Here is a 25373-nt window from a genome sequence, read left to right as displayed (position 1 = left end):
ACAGAGCTTCAACATGCGTAATAAAACCATATAACTAGAAAGAATAATTCTTCTTTTATAAAAGGGGAAATAATTTCTACTCTTAATTAAGGTTGTTTGCTAAAATTCTTGTTTTTATTGATTTCCCTTAAGGATACAGGCTTAGAAAGTTGATTGGAGCGGAAGGATGATCGACTCCTGCGGGAATAGCTGGACAGGTGAGACCCCGGAGGCGCAGCCGAGGAGGCTCACCGCCAGCCCCGCGGAAAGCGAGCATCCTGGAGCGGAAATCAACTACTACATTCTTCATTATGATAACCACAAACTTTGCGAAAAGAGCCTTTTTAAATGATGAAACACCGAAGAAATTCTTCTAAAAAAAGTGGACAGTGTATACATTGTAATACAGAGCTTTTTTAAGGGGGAAACCTTCATGAGATTAAGCGAGTTAAGCGGAAAAGAAATAGTCGATTATAAAAAAGCAGAACGTCTGGGGATTCTTGGGCAAACCGATCTTGAATTTAATGATAAGTCGGGAAGTATTAATGCGCTTATCATTCCCACTGGTAAATGGCTGCGCAAACAGGGCGGGGAAATCCGGGTACCCTGGCACCAAATAAGAACAATCGGAGCAGATATGATCATTCTGGAAGTATCAAATGATTAACGGAAGAGAGAGTTCATTAAAACGGGGATTCCCCGTTTTTTTATTTTGTCTTTCATTTATAGTGTGAACAATCCCCCACCCTCCTGAACACCCCCTTTCAAAACAACCTTGCACTCTAAATAGCCTTCAATCGCTTTTCTTCTCACCCATTAGGTATGTGCAACATACACTGTTGAAGTGAAAAGGGATTTAGAATAGCGATTATGTAAAAAGTAGGTGAAATCAGTGATGCTGACCGGAATGCAGATCGCAGTTCTAGGCGGAGATGCTCGTCAACTTGAGATTATTCGGAAGCTTACGGAGTTGGATGCTAAGATCTCACTCGTAGGTTTTGAACAACTAGATCATGCCTTTACAGGGGCTACGAAAGAAAAGCTGAGTGAAGTGGACTTTTCTATTATTGATGCCATTATCTTACCTGTACCCGGCACGAATCTACAAGGAGAAATTGATACGATTTTTTCCAACGAGAAAATCATTTTAACAGAAGAAATCGTGTCACAGACGCCAGAGCACTGTACGATCTATTCAGGAATTAGTAATAAGTACTTGGATAAAGTGATGTCTTCAACAAACCGTAAACTTGTTCAGATGTTTGAGAGAGATGATGTTGCCATTTATAATTCCATTCCTACAGTAGAGGGAACGATTATGATGGCTATTCAACATACAGACTTTACTATTCACGGATCTACCATTGTCATATTGGGTCTGGGTAGGGTAGGTATGAGTGTAGCTAGAACGTTTCATCATTTAGGCGGAAAGGTGAAAGTGGGTGTTCGTAAAAGTGAGCATCTGGCCAGGGTGACCGAAATGGGCTTAGAACCATTCCACTTAGATAACTTAGAAAAAGAGGTTGAGAATTGTGATATATGTATAAACACAATTCCAGTGCATATAGTGAAGGCTGCTGTGATAGCCAAAATGCCAGCTCATACATTAATTATTGATTTGGCTTCAAAGCCTGGAGGTACAGATTTCCGTTATGCAGAAAAGCGGGGCATTAAAGCATTGTTGGCCCCTGGATTGCCTGGAATCGTGGCACCTAAGACAGCCGGGCAGATTCTGGCGAATGTTCTATGTCAATTGTTAGAGGAAGATTTTGATTTAGGAAAGGAGAGTTCATCATGAGTGTGAAAGGAAAACGAATCGGGTTTGGTCTGACAGGATCTCATTGTACGTATGATGCAGTATTCCCCGAAATCGAGCGTTTAGTGAATAACGGTGCAGAAGTGATGCCGATTGTAACGTCGACCGTTATGAATACGGAAACGAGATTCGGTAAGGGAGAAGACTGGATCAAGCGGATTGAGGACGTTACGGGCCATAAGGTGATCGATTCAATCGTAAAGGCAGAGCCACTCGGTCCTAAGATTCCATTGGATTGTATGGTGATCGCTCCCCTTACAGGAAATTCAATGAGTAAATTCGCAAATGCAATGACTGATTCTCCGGTATTAATGGCTGCCAAGGCGACTCTTCGTAATCACCGTCCGGTAGTTTTGGGGATTTCAACAAACGATGCTCTTGGCTTAAACGGTGTAAATCTAATGAGATTAATATCAACGAAAGATATTTACTTTATCCCGTTTGGGCAGGATGCACCTGAAAGTAAGCCAAAATCGATGGTAGCCAGAATGACTTTGATTCAGGAAACCATTGAGGCGGCAATTGAAGGAAGACAGCTCCAGCCTGTCGTAATCGAAAGATATTTAGATTAATACTCTAGAAGGCTATCACCTTGCACTGTTAAGATGGCCTTCTTTTCATGCATATAGAAGATTATGGCTCTTATTAAATTTAAAATTAAACTTATATAAAGAATTCCCTATTGTCGAATAATTGTTTATGTTAAAATATTCTTTATTATAGTAATAGACTAAAACGTTATACCTACTATGAGAATACTGAATGGTTGGAAGGAGAGAAGATTTTGAATACAACGGGATTTCATGTAGCAGTTGTCGGTGCTACAGGTGCAGTGGGACAGCAAATGCTACAAACATTAGAAAAAAGGGATTTTCCAATAAAACAATTAACATTATTATCTTCAGCACGCTCTGCAGGGTCTACAGTTACCTTTAAAGGGAAAGAATGGACGGTTGAAGAAGCGAAACCTGAAAGTTTCGAAGGAGTCGACATTGCTTTATTTAGTGCAGGTGGGAGTGTATCCAAACTTCTTGCTCCTGAAGCCGTTAAACGTGGGGCAATTGTGGTGGACAACACAAGTGCATACCGTATGGATCCAGATGTTCCTCTTGTTGTTCCAGAGGTGAACGAAGAAGATATCAAACTTCATAATGGAATCATTGCGAACCCTAACTGTTCTACCATCCAGATGGTGGCAGCACTTGAACCGATTCGTAAACAATATGGATTATCGAAAGTAATCGTGTCAACTTATCAAGCAGTTTCAGGGGCAGGTGCAGTGGCAATCGATGAGCTACACGACCAAACACAAGCCATATTGTCCGGTGAAACATTTGAGCCAAGTGTCCTACCTGTAAAAGGGGATAAAAAGCATTATCAGATTGCCTATAATGCCATACCACAAATTGATAAATTTCAAGAGAATGGATTTACATTTGAAGAAATGAAAATGATCAATGAAACGAAAAAAATTATGCATATGCCTTCTTTAAAAGTATCTGCAACTTGTGTGAGATTACCTGTTGTAACAGGTCACTCGGAAAGTGTATATATTGAAATTGAGGAGGATTCTGTTTCAGTGAAAGATATTCACTCACTGTTAAAAAATGCTCCAGGGGTAACCTTAGAAGACGTCCCGGAAGAACAAATTTATCCGATGCCTGCACATGCTGTAGGAAAACCGGATGTTTTTGTAGGCAGAGTGCGGAAGGATCTTGACGAAGATAAGGGCTTCCATATGTGGGTTGTATCTGACAACTTACTTAAGGGAGCGGCTTGGAACTCAGTTCAAATCGCAGAAAGTTTAATGAAACTTGGTTTAGTTAAGTAACGGAGAGGGACCATTCCAGAAATAGATCTATATAATTCCACTATTCGTTCTCTCATACCTCTTGAACATATGACAATGAGGTGTAGTCATGAAAGTGATCGTTCAAAAATTTGGTGGAACGTCTGTACGTGATGAAGCAAGCCGCCTAAAGGCACTAGAGCACACAAAGCAAGCTATTGATAAGGGATATAAAGTGGTGGTAGTCGTTTCAGCTATGGGAAGAAAAGGTGAACCTTACGCTACTGACTCCCTATTATCACTAATCGGTGGCAGAAATACTTCAATAAGTAAGAGAGAGCAAGACTTATTATTATCTTGTGGAGAAATCATATCTAGCCTGGTCTTCTCTAACATGCTGCTGGAACATGGAATCCGATCAACGGCTTTAACGGGGGCTCAAGCCGGATTCCGGACAAATAATGATTTTAACAATGCGAAGATTTTGGAAATGAAATGCAGCCGTTTGGTAAAAGAGCTGGAGATTCACGATGCAGTGGTCGTTGCCGGCTTTCAAGGAGCAACGAAAGATGGTGATGTCACTACGATTGGCAGAGGGGGAAGTGATACTTCTGCTTCTGCTTTAGGAGTGGCATTAAAAGCTGAATTCATCGATATTTTCACTGATGTTGAAGGGGTCATGACTGCTGATCCCCGCATTTCATCAAAAGCTAGACCTATAACTGTTGTTTCCTATAATGAAGTGTGTAATATGGCATATCAGGGAGCAAAGGTGATTCACCCAAGAGCCGTTGAAATTGCAATGAATTCGAACGTCCCGATTCGAATTCGTTCTACCTACTCTAAAGGTGAAGGCACGCTTGTGACCACACTTGAAAATACGAAAGCACATAAAGAATTTCGAAGTCATCCCGTAACAGGAATCGCTCATGTTCCCAATCTTACACAAATCAAGGTTTTCGCTAAGGAAGATCAATACAATCTTCAAGCTGAAGTCTTTAAAGCGATGGCTAAGGAAGGAATAAGTGTAGATTTCATCAACATCTCACCACGGGGAGTTGTTTACACTGTTGCCTCATCGGTAGCAGACGAAGCGATTGCTGTTCTGAAGAATATAGGTCATCATCCGATTGTTGAGTCAGAATGCGCTAAGATTTCAGTAGTGGGTGCCGGAATGACGGGGGTTCCCGGGGTGACCTCAGCCATTGTATCGTCGCTTTCCAACGAAGGAATCCGTATCCTGCAGTCAGCAGATAGCCATACGACTATTTGGGTCCTGGTGAAAGAGATGGACCTTATTAATGCGATTAATGCACTTCATGATACGTTTCAACTACAGGAGAGAACCGCTACATTCAGGGTAGGATAAACAAAAGAGGAGAGTGACAAGATTGAATTTTGGCCGCGTTTCTACGGCGATGGTTACTCCATTTGACCGTAAAGGAAATATTGATTTTACCAAGACGACCCAATTAATTCAGTATTTGATTGAAAATGGCTCAGATTCGTTAGTAGTAGCCGGGACCACTGGTGAGTCTCCTACTTTAACAAAAGAAGAGAAGATTGCTTTATTTCGGCATGTAGTAAAAGTAGTAAACGGGAGGGTACCTGTTATTGCAGGGACGGGAAGCAATAACACGCACGCCTCAATCGAGCTTACCAAAAAGGCAGTCGAGGCAGGCGTAGATGCCATCATGCTGGTGGCTCCATACTATAATAAGCCGAGTCAGGAAGGGTTGTTCCAGCATTTCAGGGCGATTGCTGAATCGACGAGCTTACCTGTCATGCTGTATAATATCCCTGGACGTTCAAGCGTCAATGTTTCACCTGAAACCATCATTCGATTGTCAGAAATTGAAAACATCGTAGCTGTTAAAGAAGCAAGTGGTGACTTAGATAGCATGACTGAGATTATATCACACACGCCAGACGACTTTATGCTGTATAGTGGCGATGACGGTCTTACTCTGCCTGTATTGTCAATAGGTGGAACTGGTATCGTGTCCGTTGCCTCACATATCATCGGGAACGAAATGCAGGAGATGGTTGCTGCATTTATTGGTGGAAATCCAATGCAGGCAGCGGGACTTCATCAAAAACTTCTTCCGATCATGAAAGGGTTATTTACAAGTCCAAACCCTACTCCAGTTAAAACAGCCCTGCAGATGAAAGGCCTGGACGTTGGATCTGTCCGCTTACCATTAATTCCACTAACAGAAGTGGAAAGAGCAAAGCTGTCTCAATTGTTACAGGTATTATCTTAAGAAAAAGACTGTGAAGGCCATTCCTTCACAGTCTTTTATTATAGGGAGGAAGCAGCCTTAAAGTCAGTATTTGATTAATTTATTTTAGAGAAGAAGGATTTAATCGCATTGTATCGAAATAGTAATGTAGTAAAAATGAATGCAGTCTTTTTCTATTTCTAGTTATAGGTAGGATAAAATTGGTTGTACTCCCAAAATATTATCAAGTATAATAAATGTAACTGATTGAAGATCGGGAAAGGCACAGCATAGGAGGACATAATGTGAGTAAGACAAAGAATGAAAGTATAAAGATCATACCGCTCGGAGGGGTGGGGGAAATTGGTAAGAACATGTACGTGATCGAAGTGGATCAGGAAATTTTCGTGGTTGACGCCGGGCTGATGTTCCCTGAAAATGAAATGCTCGGAATTGATATCGTGATTCCTGACATTCAATACCTCATTGAAAATAAAGAACGTGTGAAAGGAATCTTCTTGACTCATGGGCATGAGGATAGTATTGGAGCCATTTCATACGTACTCAATAAGATAAAGGCACCGGTTTATGGCACACGTTTAACGAATGCTCTTGTAAAGGCACGCTTGAAGGATGAAAATATCCGGGAAAATGTGAAGTTCTATACAATTCATTCCGATAGCCATCTCACCTTTGATGGAGTGAATGTTACGTTCTTTAAGACCACACATAGTATTCCGGATTCTGTAGGTGTTTGTATACATACATCTGAGGGAGTCATTGTTCATACTGGGGAATTCAAATTTGATCAATCTGCTAAACACCTTTATCGACCGGATTTAGGCAAAATGGCTCAAATCGGTGAGAAAGGTGTGCTTTGTTTGTTGTCTGACAGCACCGAAGCGGAGAGACCTGGCTACACCACATCCGAGGCAGTCATTGAACAGCATATAACAGACGCTTTACGAACTGCATCTGGTAGAGTGATTGTAGCTTGCTTTGCATCTAATTTAATTCGCCTCCAGCAAGTTTTTGATGCAGCAGAGCAAAATAATCGAAAAGTGGCCGTGGTTGGTAAGAGTTTAAAGAGAGTATATGATGTAGCATTAAAATTAGGCTATCTTTACGTAAGGGATGAGATGATCATCGGAATTGATGAGATTGGTGATTACCCTAAAGATGAAGTCGTCATCATCGCGACCGGGACACAAGGAGAACCGTTTGAAGCACTGCAGCGAATGTCAAAACGCTCCCATCGTCTTGTAAATATCGAAGAAGGTGATACAGTTCTTATTACAGCTTCCCCTTCACCTGGCATGGAAGTCACCGTAGGTAAGACAATTGACATGCTTTACAGAGCAGGAGCCAACGTATTGACTGCAAATAAGAAGGTTCATGTTTCAGGTCATGGAAGCCAGGAAGACCTAAAGTTAATGTTAAATATCATGAAGCCGAAATATTTCATACCAATACAAGGTGAGTATAAAATGCTGGTGGCCCATACCCAAATCGCTCACGATATCGGTCTTCCTTATAAACAAATTTTCATTTTGGATAAAGGAGATGTACTTCAATACAAGGACGGCAAGATGAGAATGAGCGGCAGGGTTCAAGCAGGGAATGTGCTGATCGATGGAATAGGTGTAGGGGACGTAGGGAATATCGTCCTTCGAGATCGCAAACTATTATCAGAAGATGGTGTCTTTACGGTCGTTGTGACCATCAACCGCAGATCCAAATCGATTGTGTCCGGTCCTGAAATTATTTCACGCGGCTTCGTTTACGTGAGGGAATCAGAAGAGTTGATTGAAGGAGCAGGAGGTATCGTGACTGATGTGGTACATTCCTATTTACAAAAAGGCTCTTTTGAATGGACAACCATCAAACAGGATATAAGAGATCAACTTAATTACTATTTATACAACAAGACACGAAGAAGACCAATGATTTTACCGATCATCATGGAAGTATAATACGTGAGGCTATTTGTTTGAGTATGTTTGAACAAATAGCCTCACTTTTATTATTTGTACCTAAACTATAAAGTATGAAAACGCTCCCTTATTAAAATAATAACAAGAGAATGCAAATGAAAAGGAGATGTTTTCATGGAAGAAAGTCATGGACGTATGCAGGAACAACCAAATAAAGGCCAGGATGATAGTAAAGATAAACCATCAGGATTAATGGAAAAGATTCAGCAGTTAGGGCAAACCAATGTCCCCCAACTCTCACAGGATTCCAATATCCATTGCTTAACGATAGTGGGTCAAATAGAAGGACATATGCAGCTTCCACCCCAAAATAAAACAACAAAGTATGAACATGTTATCCCTCAGCTTGTAGCAATCGAACAAAACCCGAAAATAGAAGGATTGGTAGTGATTTTAAATACCGTAGGGGGTGATGTGGAAGCTGGCCTCGCTATTTCTGAAATGATCGCTTCCCTTTCTAAACCTACAGTTTCCGTTGTATTAGGAGGAGGGCATAGTATTGGTGTACCGATTGCCGTCTCATGCGATTTCTCCTACATTGCCAGTACTGCTACCATGACGATCCACCCGGTTCGCTTGACGGGATTAGTGATCGGGGTACCGCAGACATTTGAGTATTTGGATAAAATGCAGGATCGGGTAGTGAGTTTTGTAACGAAGCACAGCAACATATCAGAAGAGGATTTTAAAGATCTGATGTTTGCAAAAGGTAACCTTACACGGGACATTGGTACGAATGTGGTAGGGGACGATGCCGTTGAATACGGGTTGATAGATGGAATCGGGGGCATTGGAACGGCCATAAAGAAGATCAACGAGCTAATTGAGATGAAAAAGCAATCTGATCAACAAGAGGGGTTGGTTCAATGATCCTTTATACAGTGGTTCCCAATGACCTTGTATTTCCAACAGATTCAAGTGAATTCAGTGGTCAAATGATGATGGAATATCAGGGTGTCCCTATCCTTGTCCAGCAGGAAGAAAACCGGTATCGAATAGTCAGGGTGATGAGCAGTGACCCTGCACATTATCTCCAAGATCAGATATGCCCGGGTGAATTTATCAACAATTAAGAGAGAAAGAGGATTTTCCCGAAATAGTGGTTATGCTATAATATTACTGGAAGAGACAATCATAATGATACTTTAAGTTAACGGGAAGGGTCTGACACCTTAGGCACATATATTGCCCCAAAGGATCAGCCCTTTCTTCATCTTTATGTACATAAGAAGAAAGACTTCAAAAGAATTTAGGTGAAATGGATTGGCAAAACGAAAAAGAAGAAAAAAACGATCTTCAACGAGTTCAACCTTAAAACAAACCATTAAATACGAAATAACAGGCATGATCCTCGCTGCCCTCAGTTTGATTTCCATCATTGAGCTTGGAGCTGTAGGCAAAGCATTGGTGTATTTCTATCGATTCTTTCTTGGTGAATGGTATATGGTAGCCCTCTTGTGGATGCTGTATGTGGCAGGATACCTCATGATTAAACGGGACGTCCCTATGTTGTTTAGTCGGAGACTTATAGGGATTTACATCATTATTGCGAGTTTCTTACTATTGAGTCATGTGAAATTATTTGATTTACTCTCAAATAATGGTTCTTTTGATAATCCAAGTGTCATCATGAATACGTGGGATTTGTATTGGATGGATATTGGTGGTGAAACGAGTACATCGGATCTTGGAGGAGGAATGATAGGGAGCGTTCTATTTGCCGTTTCTTATTTTCTATTTGACTCTCAAGGAGCAAGAATTGTTAGTGCAACATTCATAATGATCGGCATAATATTAGTGACAGGAAAATCCATCGGGGATGTGTTAGGGAGAGCAGGGAAGCGCTTTGGTGCATTCTTGGGTGGTCAATGGTCGGCTTTCAAACAAGATATGAGTGATTGGAAAGAAGAACAGTCGAAGAAAAAAGAAGTAAAAGAAAAGAAAAAGAAAGAAGTTCCAATGAAACAGGAGGAAGCGGGTGAACGGGTGCTGCCTCAGGAAGAGGAAACGAGAGAACCGATTATCTCAAACTTCGCAGAACGTGCTTACGGAGGGACTCAGACTAAAGAAGACCAGGCGTCTGCAGGAGCTGGAATAAATGATGAAAAAGAAGATGCTAAAGCTCAAGGTATGCCTGATTCAGAAGGAGAAGCTGATTCTGCACCTCCGATCACGTTTACTGAAGTTGAAAATAAGGATTATAAACTTCCATCTATTTCTTTATTAAAGAGTCCCAGAAAAACAGATCAAAGTAATGAATATCAATTGATTCACGCCAATGCAGCAAAGTTGGAACGGACTTTCCAAAGTTTTGGGGTGAAAGCAAAAGTAACCCAAGTCCACTTGGGCCCCGCAGTCACGAAGTATGAAGTCCACCCTGATGTTGGAGTGAAAGTAAGCCGGATCGTAAATCTTAGTGATGATTTAGCATTGGCTCTAGCGGCTAAAGATATTCGAATCGAGGCCCCTATTCCAGGGAAATCGGCTATCGGTATCGAAGTTCCTAACTCAGAGGTAGCAATGGTCTCTTTGCGAGAAGTACTTGAAGCAAAGGAACATAATAAACCTGATGCAAAGCTTCAGATTGGTTTAGGACGCGATATTACGGGTGAAGCCGTACTTGCAGAACTGAATAAAATGCCCCACTTACTTGTAGCCGGTGCTACAGGGAGTGGAAAGAGTGTATGTATCAATGGAATCATCACCAGTATTCTAATGAGAGCTAAGCCACATGAAGTTAAGCTCATGATGATAGATCCGAAAATGGTAGAATTAAATGTATATAACGGGGTGCCGCACCTCTTAGCTCCCGTTGTAACCGATGCGAAGAAAGCTTCACAGGCATTAAAAAAGGTTGTAAGCGAAATGGAACGGAGATATGAATTGTTCTCTCACACAGGAACAAGAAATATTGAAGGCTACAACGACTATGTTAAGAGACAGAATCTCGAGAACGAAGAAAAGCAGCCGCTACTTCCATACATTGTGGTCATAGTAGATGAATTAGCCGATTTGATGATGGTAGCTTCAAACGATGTTGAAGATGCCATCACTAGACTCGCACAGATGGCACGTGCCGCAGGGATTCATTTAATTATTGCGACCCAGCGTCCTTCAGTAGATGTTATAACAGGGGTCATCAAAGCGAATATACCATCACGGATTGCGTTTGCCGTATCATCTCAAACCGATTCCAGAACCATTTTGGATTCAGGGGGTGCTGAAAAACTATTGGGCAGAGGAGACATGCTCTTTATGCCTGTAGGGGCTTCAAAGCCTACAAGGGTTCAAGGCGCCTTTTTATCTGATGAAGAAGTAGAGGAAATCGTTGATTTTGTTATTTCACAACAAAAGGCACAGTATCAGGAAGAAATGATCCCTGATGAAATTCAAGAAGATGAGAAAACGGGCGAAGCAGAAGACGAACTATACAATGATGCAGTTCAGCTAATCGCTGAAATGCAGACTGCTTCCGTATCCATGCTTCAAAGAAGGTTCAGGATCGGTTATACGAGAGCCGCCAGGTTGATTGATGAAATGGAAATAAGAGGAGTCGTAGGACCTTATGAAGGAAGTAAGCCAAGAACAGTCTTAATCGGTAAACCTTCTGAAGAGCAAAGCTCTTAGTAAAAGGTGTGTTACCCTATTAAAAATAATTGGGGTTACACACCTTTTTTTTGTCTGAAATTAAGAAAGAAAGCTTAATATGAATACGATTCATTTTATATTATTCTAGTTTATCCACCAATGTGTTATACTATTAAAAGCGTTTTCATATGTAATGCCATTGTTTAACTATTGTAAAGAATGAAAATGAAAACTCTTCATTTTGTAAAATATCTGTAAAAACACTCCTTGTAAACCTATACATCACAATAAAATTACTATTTATTAACAAAAAAGGATTTTAAATTGTCATTCTAATCATTTTTTTCGACAAAATCACACAATGCTATTTATTTATGAAAAGAAAAGTGTTATAGTATTTTCGATTAGTAGGAAAGATATACATCAGAGGTCTGATGTCTTGAGAAAATTTGGTGGTGGTTCCAGTGACAATAAAAACAGACAATCGACATTTATACTTACAAGTGATTGACCGTTTGAAGAAAGATATTGAGGCGGGGGTTTACAAAGAAAAAGAAAAACTCCCATCTGAATTTGATCTCTCCAAACAACTAGGTGTGAGTAGGGCTACTCTCCGTGAAGCTCTCAGAATTCTTGAGGAAGAAAGTGTCATCGTAAGACGTCATGGGGTAGGTACATTTGTAAATGCCAAACCGCTCTTTACTTCTGGTATCGAGCAGCTGAACAGTGTAACGAACATGATTAAGCAGGCTGGTATGGAGCCAGGGACCATTTTCTTAAGCTCAACAACTCAAGAAGCTACTGAGGATGATGTGAAGAGGTTTACTTGCGATGAAGAGGACGACGTGATCCTGATTGAGAGGGTTCGTACGGCAAACGGGGAACCGGTTGTGTATTGTGTGGACAAAATTCCTGAAAAGGTTATGCCACGTAATTTTACCCATGAAGACAACTCTATTTTCACTGTTTTAGAAAAACGAGAGAATAAGAGAATTACTCATGCCGTCGCACAAATTGAGCCTATGGGTTATCACGATAAAATCTCCCCTATTCTAAATTGTGAACCGGAAACGGCATTACTCGTTTTAAAGCAAATGCATTTTGATGAAAACGATGAGCCGATTCTGTATTCAGTAAACTATTTCAGGTCAGACAAATTTAGCTTCCACGTATTAAGAAAGCGTGTATAAAAACAATCCATCTTACTACTAATTATTACAATAATAGGGGGTACTCTAGGTGAAAAAACGTAAATTTGGTTTAGCGTTGTCATTTGTTCTGGCTGCAGGTACATTGTTAGGTGCTTGTGGAACAAGCGAGGACAAAGAAGGTGCATCTAGTGGTGAAGGTAACAAGAAAGAAGATCAATTTACAGTAGCTATGGTTACAGATGTTGGTGGAGTAGATGACAAATCTTTCAACCAATCGGCTTGGGAAGGTTTAAAAGCTTTCGGTGAAGAAAATGACTTAGAAAAAGGTAAAGAAGGATATGACTACCTTCAATCACAATCTGATGCTGACTATGCTACGAACTTAAACACATTAGCTCGTCAAGACTTTGACTTAGTATATGGTATCGGCTTCCTTATGGAAGGTGCAATCAATGATATTGCACAACAACAAAAAGATTCTCACTTTGCAATCGTTGATGCTATTGTAGATCAACCAAACGTTGCAAGCATCATGTTTAAAGAACAAGAAGCTTCTTTCCTTGCTGGAGTAGCAGCTGGATTAGCTACCAAAACGAATAAAATCGGATTCATCGGCGGTATGGAAATTCCGGTTATCGAACGTTTTCATGCTGGTTTCATCGCTGGTGTTAAATCAGTTAACCCGGATGCGGAAATCGTTGCGGACTATGCAGGGGCTTTTGATAAAGCTGAACTTGGTCAGACGATCGCTTCTAAGATGTATTCTCAAGATGTAGATGTAATTTTCCATGCAGCTGGTGGTACTGGAAACGGCTTATTCAAAGAAGCGCGTGACTTAAAAGAGAAAGATCCTTCCCGTGAGCTTTGGGCAATCGGTGTTGACTCTGATCAAGCTGCAGAAGGTAAAGTCGGGGACCATAACATTGTTCTGACATCTGCTTTGAAACGTGTTGATAACGCGGTTAAAGACCTTGCAACAAAAGCTCAAGATGGAAATTTCCCTGGTGGGGAACAAATCTTATACGGTCTTAAAGAAGACGGTGTAGGACTTGCTGAATTAAATGAAGAGCTTTCTAATAAAGATGAAGTTATGCAAAAAGTTGATGAGTGGAAAGAGAAAATTAATAGTGGAGATGTGAAGGTTCCAGAATCTGTAAAAGAAGCGGAGTCTTTCTCAGCTAACTAATTTTAATAGGGATAAGCGGGCCAAGGATAGCCGGCCTCTTATCCCTTTTTTAAAAGGAATATTCACAATAATTAAAAATTTAATTGAAGTATAGAAATATTTTCTATCTTTCATTTAGATTTTTATTCGGGGAAACCCTTTTTTTCTGGCAAGTTAAGGTCTGACCTCTAACTACTAGATAAATATCCCTATCCTACGCAAGGAGTGAAAAGCAATGGATTATGTAATTGAGATGCTGAATATCCGCAAAGAATTTCCAGGCATCGTAGCAAATGATAATATTACCCTCCAGCTCAAAAAAGGTGAAATTCACGCGCTTCTTGGTGAAAATGGAGCAGGAAAGTCCACACTGATGAATGTATTATTTGGACTTTATCAACCTGAGCAAGGAGAAATTCGTGTAAAGGGTAAGAAAGTAAACATCACCAATCCCAATATCGCCAACGACTTGGGGATCGGAATGGTCCATCAGCACTTTATGCTCGTGGATACCTTTACTGTAACAGAAAATATTATTCTCGGAAGAGAGCCTAAGTCCGGTGCAACAGTGGACATTAAAAAGGCTGAGAAGGATATTCTGGAGATCTCGGAAAGATATGGCTTGAAAGTGGATCCGACTGCCAAAATTTCTGAAATTTCAGTAGGTATGCAGCAACGTGTTGAGATCTTGAAAACACTTTATCGCGGGGCAGAAATTTTGATTTTTGATGAGCCAACGGCGGTACTGACTCCTCAAGAAATCAAAGAACTTATTCAAATTATGAAAACTCTCATTCAAGAAGGCAAATCCATCATTCTTATCACCCATAAGCTAAAAGAGATTATGGAAGTGTGTGATAATGTAACCGTTATCAGGAAAGGTAAAGGGATTGGGACAGTGAAAGTATCAGAGACTGACCCGAACCACCTTGCCAGTCTCATGGTAGGGCGCGAAGTAACCTTTAAGACTGAGAAAAAAGAAGCAAATCCTGCGGGCAATGTACTTGAGATACGTGATTTAAACGTAAAAGATCATCGCAATGTTCCAGTTGTAAAAGGATTGAGCCTTGAAGTGAAAGCTGGGGAAATCCTGGGTATTGCAGGAGTAGATGGCAACGGTCAAAGTGAACTGATAGAAGCCATTACAGGATTACACAAAACCGATGGTGGCTCGATCAAGCTGAATGGAAAAGAAATAGTCAATATGAAACCGCGTAAGATTTATGAAACAGGAGTAGGTCATATTCCTCAGGATCGTCACAAACATGGATTAGTACTTGATTTTCCGATTGGTGAAAATATGGTTCTACAAACCTATTATCAAAAGCCTTATTCCAATAAAGGGGTATTAAGCTATAAAAATATTTACAATCAAGCGAGAAAACTAATCTCAGAGTTTGATGTAAGAACACCTTCGGAATATACTCTTGCCCGGGCATTGTCCGGTGGTAATCAACAAAAGGCGATTATCGGCAGGGAAGTTGATCGTGACCCGGACTTGTTGATTGCGGCTCAACCGACTCGCGGATTGGATGTAGGGGCCATTGAGTTTATCCACAAGCGCCTGATCGAGCAGCGGGATAACGGGAAAGCCGTGCTATTACTTTCATTTGAACTAGATGAAATCATGAATGTAAGTGATCGCATCGCCGTTATTTATGAAGGTCAAATCGTAGCGATCGTAAATCCAAAAGAAACGACCGAACAAGAGCTTGGGCTGCTAATGGCTGGATCAAAGAGGAAGGAAACGGGGGGAAGTTCACATGTCTAATCGATTAACAAATATATTAATCCCGATTATTTCAGTCCTTTTAGGTATTATTGTCGGAACCATAATCATGCTTGTGAGCGGATATGATCCGATTGCCGGATATTCTGCCTTATGGCAAGGTATTTTCGGCGAAATCTACTATATAGGTGAAACGGTACGTCAAGTGACACCATACATTTTAGCAGGATTGGCTGTGGCCTTTGCATTTAGAACCGGATTATTCAATATCGGGGTCGAAGGACAATTGATTGTTGGCTGGCTTGCTGCTGTTTGGGTAGGGGTTGCTTTCGATGAGTTACCAAAAATCATTCATTTGCCCCTTGCCATCATTGCAGCAGCATTAGCTGGGGCATTATGGGGCTTTATTCCTGGATTGCTTAAAGCAAAATTTCGCGTACACGAAGTAATTGTAACAATCATGATGAACTATATTGCTCTTCACGTCACGAATGCGATTATCCGGGATGTGTTAACAGAGCGCAAAGATCGTACTGATTATATCGCAGAAACGGCATCACTTAAGTCTCCGTTCTTCGAAAGCTTAACGGATTACTCTCGCCTGCATTGGGGAGTTTTCATTGCCCTTCTGTGTGTATTCATCATGTGGTTCCTATTAGAGAAAACGACTCGCGGATATGAACTGCGTTCTGTTGGTTTTAACCAGCATGCTTCTCAATATGCCGGGATGAACGTAAACGGAAACATTATCCTTTCTATGGTCATCTCAGGGGCGTTTGCCGGACTCGCTGGTGCTATGGAAGGTTTAGGGACATTTGGATATGCTTCTATTAAAGGAGGATTTACAGGGGTCGGTTTCGACGGGATCGCTGTAGCTCTATTGGGAGGGAATGTTGCCATTGGTGTTGTGTTCGCAGCACTATTATTTGGAGGGCTAAAAGTAGGTGCATTGAATATGCCTCTTGAAGCAGGTATTCCCAATGAACTAGTGGACATTATTATTGCCCTTATCATTTTCTTTGTAGCATCTGGTTATATGATTCGTTATCTGATTCAACGATTTAGTAAAAAGGGGGTGAAGTAAGTGGGCTTTATTGATATCTTGACAATCCTTATTCCTTCAACGTTACTATGGGCATCTCCACTTATTTTCACTGCTTTAGGCGGAGCGTTCTCTGAACGTTCTGGTGTCGTTAATATTGGGCTTGAAGGTTTAATGGTCATAGGGGCTTTCGCAAGCATCGTTTTCAACCTTGCTTTCTCAGATGTATTCGGTGATGCAACTCCTTGGGTAGCTCTGCTCATAGCCATGGTCATGGGAGCATTACTGGCAGTCTTGCATGCTGTTGCCTCTATCACGTTCAGAGCTGATCAGGTCGTATCGGGTGTGGCGATCAACCTGCTTGCTATTGGATTAACGCTTTTCCTAGTAAAACGTATTTACGGAAAAGGTCAAACAGATATTATTTCTGAAGGATTTGGGAAAGTGGATGTACCGTTACTGAATAAAATTCCAGTGATTGGGGATATTTTCTTCTCGAACACATATTGGCCTCCGTTTGTAGCCATACTTGTATCCATCATTGTTTGGTTCATTATGTTTAAGACTCCATTTGGACTAAGACTCCGTTCGGTCGGCGAACATCCAATGGCAGCAGACACAATGGGAATCAACGTAACGAAAATGCGCTATATCGGTGTCATCATTTCTGGTGCTTTTGCAGGAGTGGGTGGGGGAGTATATGCTCAATCCATTTCGTCAGACTTTAGTCATGCGACGATCAGTGGGCAAGGGTTCATGGCCTTGGCCGCTCTGATCTTCGGTAAGTGGCATCCACTGGGTGCCATGGGTGCAGCATTATTCTTTGGATTCGCTCAAAGTTTAAGTATCATCGGATCGAGCATTCCATTATTTGAGAATATTCCAAGTGTATATCTGTTAATCGCGCCTTACGTATTAACAATCCTTGCACTTACCGGCTTCATCGGTCGTGCAGATGCGCCAAAAGCTCTTGGTACACCGTACATCAAAGGCAATCGTTAATTTCCATGAGCAATGCACAAAAAAAGGTATCTCGACATTCGAGGTACCTTTTTTTTGTGAAAACAAAAGAATGAAACATATTGAATACTTTCCATACATATAATAGTTTACTCTATGGGTATTTTTCCAATAGAGGAAGATGCTTGAAATCAACATCTCACTACATGTATAGTTATACATAAATACCGCACAATAAGGGTGTTTATATCTTTTTTGATTTCAAAAATGACGGAAGTGTGGAACTAAGGAGGACGGTACGATGACAGCCATAAATGAAGTAGTAAAAAAGAAACAAGGGTATACGCTACATATCGTTCAAACGGATAAGTATAAAACCAACAGTCTGATTTTGAAAATGAAAGCTCCATTAGATCAAGAAACGGTGACCTTACGCGGATTACTCCCCCATGTGATGCAAAGCAGTACAAAGACCTATCCAAGTACAACGGAATTAAGATCCTACCTGGATGAATTATATGGTGCTAACTTCTTTACGGATTTGGGTAAGAAGGGTGAGTACCACGTGGTCAGCATGTCAGTTGAAATTGCCAACGAAAAGTTTCTGAGGGACTCAGAACCTTTACTCCAAAAAGGAATTGAATTTTTAGCTGACGTGCTGCAAAATCCTCATATTGAAAATAATGAATTCGATAAAAAGACGGTCGAGAAAGAAAAACGAAACCAGAAGGTAAGAATACAGGCGGTTTATGACGATAAAATGCGTTACGCTAATTCACGGCTTGTAGAAGAAATGTGTAAGGGAGAGCGGTTTGCCCTTCATGTTAATGGAATCAGTGAAGAAGTAGAGTCCATAACGGCCAAGAGTTTATATGAATATTATCAAAAAGTCATGAATGAAGATCAATTCGATCTTTATGTCATCGGCGATGTAGATGTTGCGGAAGTTGAAAATCTGTGTGATCAACTCCTTCATTTAAACGAACGGGTCCCCCGTGAAGTGGATTCATCGGAAGTGAAACCAAAAGAAAGGGAAAACGTCGTGAAAGAAAAGCAGGATGTGAAGCAAGGGAAGCTTAATATGGGCTACCGGACACATACACAATATGGCGATGATGATTACTTTGCCCTGCAGGTTTTCAATGGCATATTCGGTGGATTTTCACATTCCAAGTTGTTCATAAATGTGAGGGAAAAAGCGAGCTTGGCCTACTATGCAGCGAGTAGACTGGAAAGTCACAAAGGATTATTGATGGTTATGTCTGGAATAGAATTTGAGAAATATGATCAAGCTGTCGGAATCATCAATGATCAGCTGCAAGCCATGAAGGATGGAGACTTTACAGATGGAGAGATCGAACAAACGAAAGCGGTCATCCGCAATCAACTGCTTGAAACCATAGATACGTCCCGTGGGTTGGTAGAGGTCCTATATCATAATGCTGTAGCCCATGAAGAAATCGATTTAAAACACTGGCTTGATGAGATAGAGAAAACGACGAAAGAAGACATCGTGAAAGCAGCAAATAAAGTTGAGCTTGATACCATCTACTTTTTAACAGGAATGGAGGGATAAAGATGAAGAAGATTTCCTTCGATCAACTACAAGAAAACTTATATTATGAAAAAATGTCTAACGGACTGGATGTCTATATTCTCCCGAAAAAAGGATTCAATAAGACGTATGCTACGTTTACGACGAAGTACGGAAGCATCGACAATCATTTTGTCCCTCTGAACGAAGAAGAATTCGTTAAGGTTCCAGACGGGATCGCCCACTTCTTAGAGCATAAATTGTTTGAAAAAGAAGATGGGGATGTATTCCAGCAATTCAGCCGCCAGGGAGCGTCGGCTAATGCATTCACCTCCTTTACACGAACTGCATATCTATTTTCAAGTACTACCAATGTAGAACGAAATTTAGAAACGCTCATCGACTTTGTTCAAGACCCGTATTTTACAGAAAAGACTGTCGAAAAAGAAAAAGGCATCATCGGACAGGAAATCACCATGTATGATGATAACCCTGACTGGCGATTATACTTTGGCGTGATTCAAAATATGTACAAGAATCACCCTGTGAAGATTGATATAGCAGGAACGATTGAGTCCATCACACCAATCACGAAAGATATGTTGTATCAGTGCTATAACACATTCTACCACCCAAGCAATATGCTCCTCTTTGTAGTGGGATCTGTAGATCCGGATCAAATCATGAATCAGATTCGTTCGAATCAGGAAAAGAAGGATTATGAAAAAATGCCTGAAATCAAGCGGAAATTTGATGATGAACCAGAAACGGTTGCTGAGAAGAAGCAGGTCCTTAAGATGAATGTACAAAGCCCTAAGTGCCTGGTGGGCCTTAAAGCGCCTGAACCTCATCAGCAAGGCAAGGAAATGCTTAGACAAGAACTTTCGATGAACGTTTTCCTGGATATGTTATTTGGTAAAAGCTCAACATATTATTCTGAACTATACAATGATGGGTTGATTGATGAAACATTCCACTATGACTATACACAAGAAAATGGCTTTGGGTTCCTGACCGTCGGTGGAGATACGGAAAAGCCGGATGAGCTGGCCGAAAAGGTACAATCACTGCTGCTTAAAGCGAAACAAGAATCTCTCTTTACAGAAGAGGGGTTAGAAAGAACGAAGAAAAAGAAAATTGGTGCGTTTTTACGGGCCATTAATTCACCTGAATTTATTGCAAATCAATTTACACGCTATGCGTTTAATGAAATGGATCTTTTTGAGGTTGTACCTACACTTGAATCATTGAAGTATGATGATATTCAAACCGTTGCGAGTGCCATTATTAGTGAAGAGCGTTTTACGGTGTGTCAGGTAGTACCTAAATCATAATATCGGAGGGAGCTGCTCTAGGGTAGTTCCTCTCTTTATGTAGACATAGAGGTGAGAATAGATGAAATATGCCTTAATAACAGGGGCTTCAGGAGGAATAGGGAGCAGTACGGCTTTAAGCCTGGCAGAAGAGGGATGGAATTTATATTTACATTACCATTCGAATGAAGAAGCTATGAGAGAGTTATTACATAAAATCGAAAAGCATGGGGTTGAGGCAATACCCATTCGAGCCAATCTTGCCCTTCCCAAAGAAGTAGGAAATGTTGTGAACAATATTTTTCAACTTGATACAATTATTTATTGCAGCGGAAATTCAAGCTGGGGACTGTTTCAAGATCAGACTGAAGACGAAATGGACTATATGATTAACGTTCATGTGAAAAGCCCTTTGCTTCTTGTTCAAAAATTATTGCCTAAGCTTATAGAGCGTAACGGGAATATTGTAATGGTAAGCTCTATTTGGGGGCAAATTGGTGGAGCCTGTGAGGTTATATACTCAACAGTGAAGGGTGCTCAATTGGCATTTGTTAAATCATTAAGTAAAGAGCTTGCCTTAAGTGGCGTAAGGATTAATGCGATTGCTCCGGGAGCCGTCGATACATCAATGATGAACATTTTTTCTGAAGGAGATTTAAAAGCTTTGGAGGAAGAGATACCAATGGGGCGCCTTGCTCAAGCGGACGAAATTGCAGACTCGATCCAGTTTCTTATTTCACCTAAAGCTTCCTATATTACAGGTCAAACACTTTCAATCAATGGTGGCTGGCATACATAAAAAGTTTTTTCAGTCAAAAGATTAGGGCGCATAATTTTTTCTCCGGGATACAAACTAAGGTTGTATTTCAATAAAGGAGGTCATGACAAATGTCTGTATTAGATAACTGGTCTGATTGGAAAAACTTCTTAGGCGATCGTCTTCACCAAGCTCAACACGGTGGGATGGAAAATGAAACGGTATCTGACTTAGCATACCAAATTGGCGACTACTTAGCGAATCAAGTCGAAGCTAAGAACGATCAGGAGAAAGTGTTAGCGGATTTATGGTCTGTCGCTTCCCCTGAAGAACAACATGCCATTGCGAACATGATGGTTAAACTTGTAAATAACAATGGTACTCGTTAAGGAGAGGGATTTTTTCCTCTCCTTTTTCTTATACATACTCTTCAAAAAGGAATCAATTGAGTCGCGAGTCATTTTATTAGGCCCAGTCTATGCATCTTTTCAATAAACAGCCCTTTAGGTATAAAATGAGAAATTGTACATATTTATGTAGGTTTTACTTTTCTATTACCGGAAAATCATTTATTATAATACCTAGATGTTTAAAAGACTTTTCGAATTATGTCAATTTTTATCGAATTGAAATGTCACGGATCTTTCAGGAGGTAACCAATGGAACGCAAAGAATGGTATTTGGAATATGAAATTCAAAAAAATCGTCCTGGCCTCTTAGGTGATATTTCCTCATTATTAGGAATGCTTTCTATAAATATAGTGACGATAAATGGAGTGGATGAAGGAAGAAGGGGAATGCTTCTTCTTGCGAATAATGATGAACAGATCACAAGGTTAGAGTCCATTTTACAAACGATGGATACAATTAATGTGACAAAGCTCCGGGAACCGAAATTAAGGGATCGCCTTGCCGTTCGTCACGGCCGCTATATTCAGCGTGATGCCGATGATAAGAAAACGTTTCGGTTTGTTCGTGATGAGCTGGGTTTATTAGTGGACTTCCTGGCTGAGCTATTTAAGCAAGAGGGACATAAGCTTGTTGGGATCAGAGGGATGCCCCGGGTAGGGAAGACCGAATCCATCGTGGCCTCAAGTGTATGTGCAAATAAGAAGTGGCTCTTTGTCTCCTCTACTTTGTTGAAACAAACAATAAGAAGCAAGCTGATTGAAGACGAGTACTCATCTGAAAATTTATTTATCATTGACGGTATCGTTTCAACCAGGCGTGCAAGTGAAAAGCATTGGCAGCTTGTAAGGGAAATCATGAGATTACCAGCAGTGAAAGTAATTGAACATCCTGATGTATTCGTTCAAAACTCTGAATATTCACTTGAAGATTTTGATTATATCATTGAACTTAGAAACGATCCTGATGAAGAAATTACATACGAATTAGTAGAACAAAATAATCTATTTCAAAATTCCGATTTTGGAGGTTTTGATTTTTAATATTGGAAGGTGTTAAGTAGTGACGGAATTAGGAAATCGTTTAAAGGAAGCTCGTGAAGCTAAAGGCTATAGCCTCGATGATTTACAAAAGGTAACAAAGATTCAAAAACGCTATTTGATTGGAATCGAAGAGGGCGCATATGATGTGATGCCTGGGAAGTTCTATGTTCGTGCATTTATTAAACAGTATTGTGAAGCGGTTGGTCTTCCTCCTGAAGTTATTTTTGAGGAGCATAAAAATGAAATTCCGACAACCTATGAAGATGAAATACCGGTTTCCCTTTCCAGGGTCCAATCTAGAAAGTCTGTTTCAGAAAGCTCTACCAAAGTGTTTGACTTCCTTCCTAAGCTTCTTATAGCATTATTCGTCATTGGTGCGTTGATTGCAGTCTGGGTGTTTTGGCAAGGGAAAGTCGGAGATAAAGCTCCGGAGACACAAGGGTCTGAAAATCAAGAACAAGTAGCGGTAGATGAAAATAAAACCGCTGAAAGCGATAAGCCTGAGGTAGAAACCGAAGATAAAGAAGAAAGCAAACCTTCAGAGGATGAAAAAGCTGATGAAGAACAGGAGCAAAAGCCTGAACAATCTCTGGAGGCAGTTAATACAGCTGGCAAGAAAACAACCTATGACCTTAAAAATGCAGATGAGTTCAAGTTGCAATTATCGGCTAAAGGCGACACTTGGATTGGGGTTTATAACACCAAGGATGAATTATTGTTTGAAGGTTTACTGAAAGAGGGAAATAAAAAGGACTTTGATTTTTCCTCAGATAAACTTGCTTATCTTGTAATCGGAAACGCTGCGAACACAGACATTTTAGTAAACGGCAAACAGCTTGAGTATAAAGTATCATCCACTGATGTTGTGAGGCAGGACATTGTGATTAACTACGAACCGCAAGCAGCACAATAATTAAGATGGAGGGAGTTTTAATAACTCCTTTTTCTTACATACTATAGGTAGAATGTGTTTTATATGTATTGGAGGTAGAAAGGTGAACTTACCTAATAAGATTACAGTTTCGAGGATATTTTTAATTCCATTATTTTTAATCATTATGCTGGCCCCATTAAATTGGGGTGACATGATATTTCTTGGGGCAGAAATGCCAGTCAAACATTTTGTAGGAGCATTGATATTCATTATTGCAGCAACAACCGATTGGATCGACGGTTATTATGCCCGAAAGCTTGACCTTGTGACTAACCTGGGGAAATTCTTAGATCCATTAGCGGACAAATTGCTTGTTTCCGCTGCACTGATTGTGCTTGTTGAACTGGGTCTTGCTCCTTCATGGATTGTTATTATCATCATCAGCAGGGAGTTTGCTGTAACCGGTCTTCGCCTTGTATTAGCCGGGGAAGGGGAAGTGGTTGCTGCGGGCCAACTTGGGAAAATCAAAACATGGGCACAGATTATCGCTATTTCAGCGCTGCTTCTGCATAATGCCATTTTTGAACTGATCAACCTTCCATTTGCGACCATTGCCCTTTGGGTAGCTATGTTCTTTACCATCTGGTCAGGCTGGGATTATTTCAAGCATAACAAAAAAGCATTTGTAAATTCGAAATAAGGTGTTCTATTAAAGGGGATTGATTCAACTGGAATCATCCCCTTCTTTACATCATCAATAGGGGGAATAAGGATGAATGCAGAAATCATAGCGGTCGGATCTGAACTACTATTAGGTCAGATCGTCAATTCCAATGCTCAATTCATATCAGAGCAACTGGCTGAAGTGGGGGTGAATGTCTATTACCACACTAGTGTGGGAGATAACCCTGAACGGTTGCACCACGCGATTACAGTAGCGGAAGGGAGAGCAGACCTGTTGATTTTTACGGGGGGACTTGGACCGACGAAGGATGATTTAACGAAAGAAACAATAGCAAAGTCATTAGGTACAACTTTGACCATGGACGAAGATGCGTTGGAATCAATTAAAAGCTACTTTAACAAAGTGAATCGGGAAATGACCCCCAATAATGAAAAGCAGGCCCTCATTTTAGCAGGCTCTCAAGTACTGAAGAACGAACACGGTATGGCTCCTGGGATGCTACTGAAAAAGGATGATAAAGCATACATGCTTTTACCAGGTCCCCCATCTGAAATGAAACCTATGTTTAGTAAATACGGCAAACAAGCGATCTTTACTTTATTAAAGAAGAAAGAAATCATCCATTCCCGGGTAATGCGCTTTTTCGGCATTGGGGAAGCTCAGTTGGAAACAGAGTTGGAAGACTTGATCGACAAACAAACCAATCCTACCATTGCACCATTGGCGGGTGATGGAGAAGTGACCCTTAGGTTGACGGCGAAGCACGAGTCAAAGGAGATTGCCGTCTCCCTTTTGGATGCAGTAGAAGAGGAAATTATGGCTATTGTAGGAGATTACTTCTATGGATACAATCAGGATTCTCTCTTTGAGGTAGGATTCAAATTGTTAAAAGAAAAAGGTCTCACCTTATCCTGTGCAGAAAGCTTAACCGGGGGACTCTTTCAAGCTCAATTAGCGTCGTTAACTGGAGCATCATTTATCCTGAATGGCGGGGTGGTTTGTTACCAGGATGAAGTTAAGAAGACGATTTTATCTGTGAAAGAGAGTACATTGAAAGAGCATACATCAGTAAGTGAACAGTGTGCACGGGAACTTGCTGAGAATGTAAGAGAGCTTTTCTCATCAGATATAGGAATCAGTTTCACAGGAGTAGCAGGCCCGGGATCACATGAAGGTCAGCCTGCAGGAACCGTGTGGATTGGTTTGTCGATTAAAGATCGGCCTACTAAAGCGTTTCTATTGAATCTCGGTGGTGGAAGGAATGCAAATCGAGTGAGAACAGCGAAATACGGCTGGCATTATTTAATTAAAGAATTAAGTTAGG

General features: G+C 40.7%; 24 protein-coding genes. 23 read left to right on the top strand and 1 reads right to left on the bottom strand.

Annotated elements, in window-relative coordinates; all coding sequences use genetic code 11:
- Positions 1-127 precede the first annotated feature (127 nt).
- The gene (locus TV75_RS21765) at positions 128-289 is read right to left on the bottom strand and encodes a hypothetical protein (protein ID WP_156142313.1); all 162 of its coding nucleotides are present in this window, start codon (positions 287-289) and stop codon (positions 128-130) included.
- Positions 290-412: 123 nt separating this feature from the next.
- On the opposite strand from TV75_RS21765, the gene TV75_RS03945 reads away from it, so the two are divergent.
- The 23 genes from TV75_RS03945 to TV75_RS03835 all read left to right on the top strand — a co-directional run bounded on the left by TV75_RS03945 (position 413) and on the right by TV75_RS03835 (position 25372).
- Positions 413-646, top strand: a complete 234-nt coding sequence (locus TV75_RS03945; protein WP_044337355.1) for a YlmC/YmxH family sporulation protein — start codon at positions 413-415, stop codon at positions 644-646.
- Positions 647-874: 228 nt separating this feature from the next.
- Positions 875-1777 carry a dipicolinic acid synthetase subunit A gene (dpaA, locus tag TV75_RS03940; RefSeq protein ID WP_044337354.1) on the top strand — a complete coding sequence of 301 codons (903 nt, stop codon included), beginning with the start codon at positions 875-877 and terminating at the stop codon, positions 1775-1777.
- Positions 1774-2367 carry a dipicolinate synthase subunit B gene (locus TV75_RS03935; RefSeq protein ID WP_044337353.1) on the top strand — a complete coding sequence of 198 codons (594 nt, stop codon included), beginning with the start codon at positions 1774-1776 and terminating at the stop codon, positions 2365-2367. Before dpaA ends, TV75_RS03935 begins: the two co-directional genes overlap by 4 nt.
- 209 nt (positions 2368-2576) lie before the next feature.
- Entirely contained in the window at positions 2577-3626 is a 1050-nt protein-coding gene (asd, locus tag TV75_RS03930) for an aspartate-semialdehyde dehydrogenase (protein ID WP_044338002.1), read from the top strand.
- 88 nt (positions 3627-3714) lie between these two features.
- Positions 3715-4953, top strand: a complete 1239-nt coding sequence (gene dapG / locus TV75_RS03925) for an aspartate kinase (protein ID WP_044337352.1) — start codon at positions 3715-3717, stop codon at positions 4951-4953.
- Between the two features lie 22 nt (positions 4954-4975).
- On the top strand, positions 4976-5848 hold the full coding sequence (gene dapA / locus TV75_RS03920) for a 4-hydroxy-tetrahydrodipicolinate synthase (protein ID WP_301280411.1): 873 nt from the start codon (positions 4976-4978) through the stop codon (positions 5846-5848).
- A 263-nt stretch (positions 5849-6111) separates the two neighbouring features.
- A complete protein-coding gene (locus TV75_RS03915) occupies positions 6112-7779 on the top strand; it encodes a ribonuclease J (RefSeq protein ID WP_044337351.1) in 1668 nt (555 codons plus the stop codon).
- A gap of 135 nt (positions 7780-7914) precedes the next feature.
- A complete protein-coding gene (locus TV75_RS03910; protein WP_044337350.1) occupies positions 7915-8670 on the top strand; it encodes a ClpP family protease in 756 nt (251 codons plus the stop codon).
- Positions 8667-8873: a YlzJ-like family protein gene (locus tag TV75_RS03905; RefSeq protein WP_044337349.1), complete on the top strand. Its 207-nt coding sequence runs from the start codon at positions 8667-8669 to the stop codon at positions 8871-8873. The genes TV75_RS03910 and TV75_RS03905 overlap by 4 nt, the downstream gene beginning before the upstream one ends.
- A gap of 190 nt (positions 8874-9063) precedes the next feature.
- A complete protein-coding gene (locus tag TV75_RS03900) occupies positions 9064-11427 on the top strand; it encodes a DNA translocase FtsK (RefSeq protein WP_044337348.1) in 2364 nt (787 codons plus the stop codon).
- 425 nt (positions 11428-11852) lie between these two features.
- Positions 11853-12578 carry a GntR family transcriptional regulator gene (locus tag TV75_RS03895; RefSeq protein WP_044337347.1) on the top strand — a complete coding sequence of 242 codons (726 nt, stop codon included), beginning with the start codon at positions 11853-11855 and terminating at the stop codon, positions 12576-12578.
- A 49-nt stretch (positions 12579-12627) separates the two neighbouring features.
- Positions 12628-13725, top strand: a complete 1098-nt coding sequence (locus TV75_RS03890; RefSeq protein WP_044337346.1) for a BMP family lipoprotein — start codon at positions 12628-12630, stop codon at positions 13723-13725.
- Positions 13726-13939: 214 nt separating this feature from the next.
- Complete coding sequence (locus TV75_RS03885) at positions 13940-15475, top strand: ABC transporter ATP-binding protein (protein WP_044337344.1); 1536 nt, start codon at positions 13940-13942, stop codon at positions 15473-15475.
- The gene (locus tag TV75_RS03880) at positions 15468-16517 is read left to right on the top strand and encodes an ABC transporter permease (protein ID WP_044337342.1); all 1050 of its coding nucleotides are present in this window, start codon (positions 15468-15470) and stop codon (positions 16515-16517) included. The genes TV75_RS03885 and TV75_RS03880 overlap by 8 nt, the downstream gene beginning before the upstream one ends.
- Complete coding sequence (locus tag TV75_RS03875; RefSeq protein ID WP_044337341.1) at positions 16518-17477, top strand: ABC transporter permease; 960 nt, start codon at positions 16518-16520, stop codon at positions 17475-17477.
- A gap of 259 nt (positions 17478-17736) precedes the next feature.
- The gene (gene yfmF, locus TV75_RS03870; protein ID WP_044337340.1) at positions 17737-19011 is read left to right on the top strand and encodes an EF-P 5-aminopentanol modification-associated protein YfmF; all 1275 of its coding nucleotides are present in this window, start codon (positions 17737-17739) and stop codon (positions 19009-19011) included.
- Between the two features lie 2 nt (positions 19012-19013).
- Positions 19014-20303: an EF-P 5-aminopentanol modification-associated protein YfmH gene (gene yfmH, locus TV75_RS03865; RefSeq protein ID WP_044337339.1), complete on the top strand. Its 1290-nt coding sequence runs from the start codon at positions 19014-19016 to the stop codon at positions 20301-20303.
- Between the two features lie 61 nt (positions 20304-20364).
- Positions 20365-21081, top strand: a complete 717-nt coding sequence (gene ymfI, locus TV75_RS03860; RefSeq protein ID WP_044337338.1) for an elongation factor P 5-aminopentanone reductase — start codon at positions 20365-20367, stop codon at positions 21079-21081.
- 89 nt (positions 21082-21170) lie between these two features.
- Entirely contained in the window at positions 21171-21428 is a 258-nt protein-coding gene (locus tag TV75_RS03855; RefSeq protein ID WP_044337337.1) for a DUF3243 domain-containing protein, read from the top strand.
- A gap of 270 nt (positions 21429-21698) precedes the next feature.
- On the top strand, positions 21699-22490 hold the full coding sequence (locus tag TV75_RS03850) for a DUF3388 domain-containing protein (RefSeq protein WP_044337336.1): 792 nt from the start codon (positions 21699-21701) through the stop codon (positions 22488-22490).
- 19 nt (positions 22491-22509) lie between these two features.
- Complete coding sequence (locus TV75_RS03845; RefSeq protein ID WP_044337335.1) at positions 22510-23403, top strand: helix-turn-helix domain-containing protein; 894 nt, start codon at positions 22510-22512, stop codon at positions 23401-23403.
- A gap of 82 nt (positions 23404-23485) precedes the next feature.
- Positions 23486-24064: a CDP-diacylglycerol--glycerol-3-phosphate 3-phosphatidyltransferase gene (pgsA, locus tag TV75_RS03840; RefSeq protein ID WP_044337334.1), complete on the top strand. Its 579-nt coding sequence runs from the start codon at positions 23486-23488 to the stop codon at positions 24062-24064.
- 72 nt (positions 24065-24136) lie between these two features.
- Positions 24137-25372, top strand: coding sequence for a competence/damage-inducible protein A (locus TV75_RS03835; RefSeq protein WP_044337333.1), 1236 nt, complete (start codon positions 24137-24139; stop codon positions 25370-25372).
- Position 25373 lies beyond the last annotated feature (1 nt).

This window comes from Rossellomorea aquimaris, from assembly GCF_000935355.1.
GTDB classification, from domain to species: Bacteria; Bacillota; Bacilli; order Bacillales; family Bacillaceae_B; genus Rossellomorea; species Rossellomorea aquimaris_B.
The sequence above is the reverse complement of the archived record's forward strand: the minus strand, read 5'-3'. Positions and strand labels throughout refer to the sequence as shown.

What these genes read in the sequence shown, in the direction of transcription:
- TV75_RS21765 (WP_156142313.1), bottom strand. Translation starts at nt 289, where the DNA reads ATGAAGAATGTAGTAGTTGATTTCCGCTCCAGGATGCTCGCTTTCCGC.
- TV75_RS03945 (WP_044337355.1), top strand. Translation starts at nt 413, where the DNA reads ATGAGATTAAGCGAGTTAAGCGGAAAAGAAATAGTCGATTATAAAAAA.
- dpaA (WP_044337354.1), top strand. Translation starts at nt 875, where the DNA reads ATGCTGACCGGAATGCAGATCGCAGTTCTAGGCGGAGATGCTCGTCAA.
- TV75_RS03935 (WP_044337353.1), top strand. Translation starts at nt 1,774, where the DNA reads ATGAGTGTGAAAGGAAAACGAATCGGGTTTGGTCTGACAGGATCTCAT.
- dapG (WP_044337352.1), top strand. Translation starts at nt 3,715, where the DNA reads ATGAAAGTGATCGTTCAAAAATTTGGTGGAACGTCTGTACGTGATGAA.
- TV75_RS03910 (WP_044337350.1), top strand. Translation starts at nt 7,915, where the DNA reads ATGGAAGAAAGTCATGGACGTATGCAGGAACAACCAAATAAAGGCCAG.
- TV75_RS03905 (WP_044337349.1), top strand. Translation starts at nt 8,667, where the DNA reads ATGATCCTTTATACAGTGGTTCCCAATGACCTTGTATTTCCAACAGAT.
- TV75_RS03885 (WP_044337344.1), top strand. Translation starts at nt 13,940, where the DNA reads ATGGATTATGTAATTGAGATGCTGAATATCCGCAAAGAATTTCCAGGC.
- TV75_RS03880 (WP_044337342.1), top strand. Translation starts at nt 15,468, where the DNA reads ATGTCTAATCGATTAACAAATATATTAATCCCGATTATTTCAGTCCTT.
- yfmF (WP_044337340.1), top strand. Translation starts at nt 17,737, where the DNA reads ATGACAGCCATAAATGAAGTAGTAAAAAAGAAACAAGGGTATACGCTA.
- yfmH (WP_044337339.1), top strand. Translation starts at nt 19,014, where the DNA reads ATGAAGAAGATTTCCTTCGATCAACTACAAGAAAACTTATATTATGAA.
- ymfI (WP_044337338.1), top strand. Translation starts at nt 20,365, where the DNA reads ATGAAATATGCCTTAATAACAGGGGCTTCAGGAGGAATAGGGAGCAGT.
- TV75_RS03855 (WP_044337337.1), top strand. Translation starts at nt 21,171, where the DNA reads ATGTCTGTATTAGATAACTGGTCTGATTGGAAAAACTTCTTAGGCGAT.
- TV75_RS03850 (WP_044337336.1), top strand. Translation starts at nt 21,699, where the DNA reads ATGGAACGCAAAGAATGGTATTTGGAATATGAAATTCAAAAAAATCGT.
- TV75_RS03835 (WP_044337333.1), top strand. Translation starts at nt 24,137, where the DNA reads ATGAATGCAGAAATCATAGCGGTCGGATCTGAACTACTATTAGGTCAG.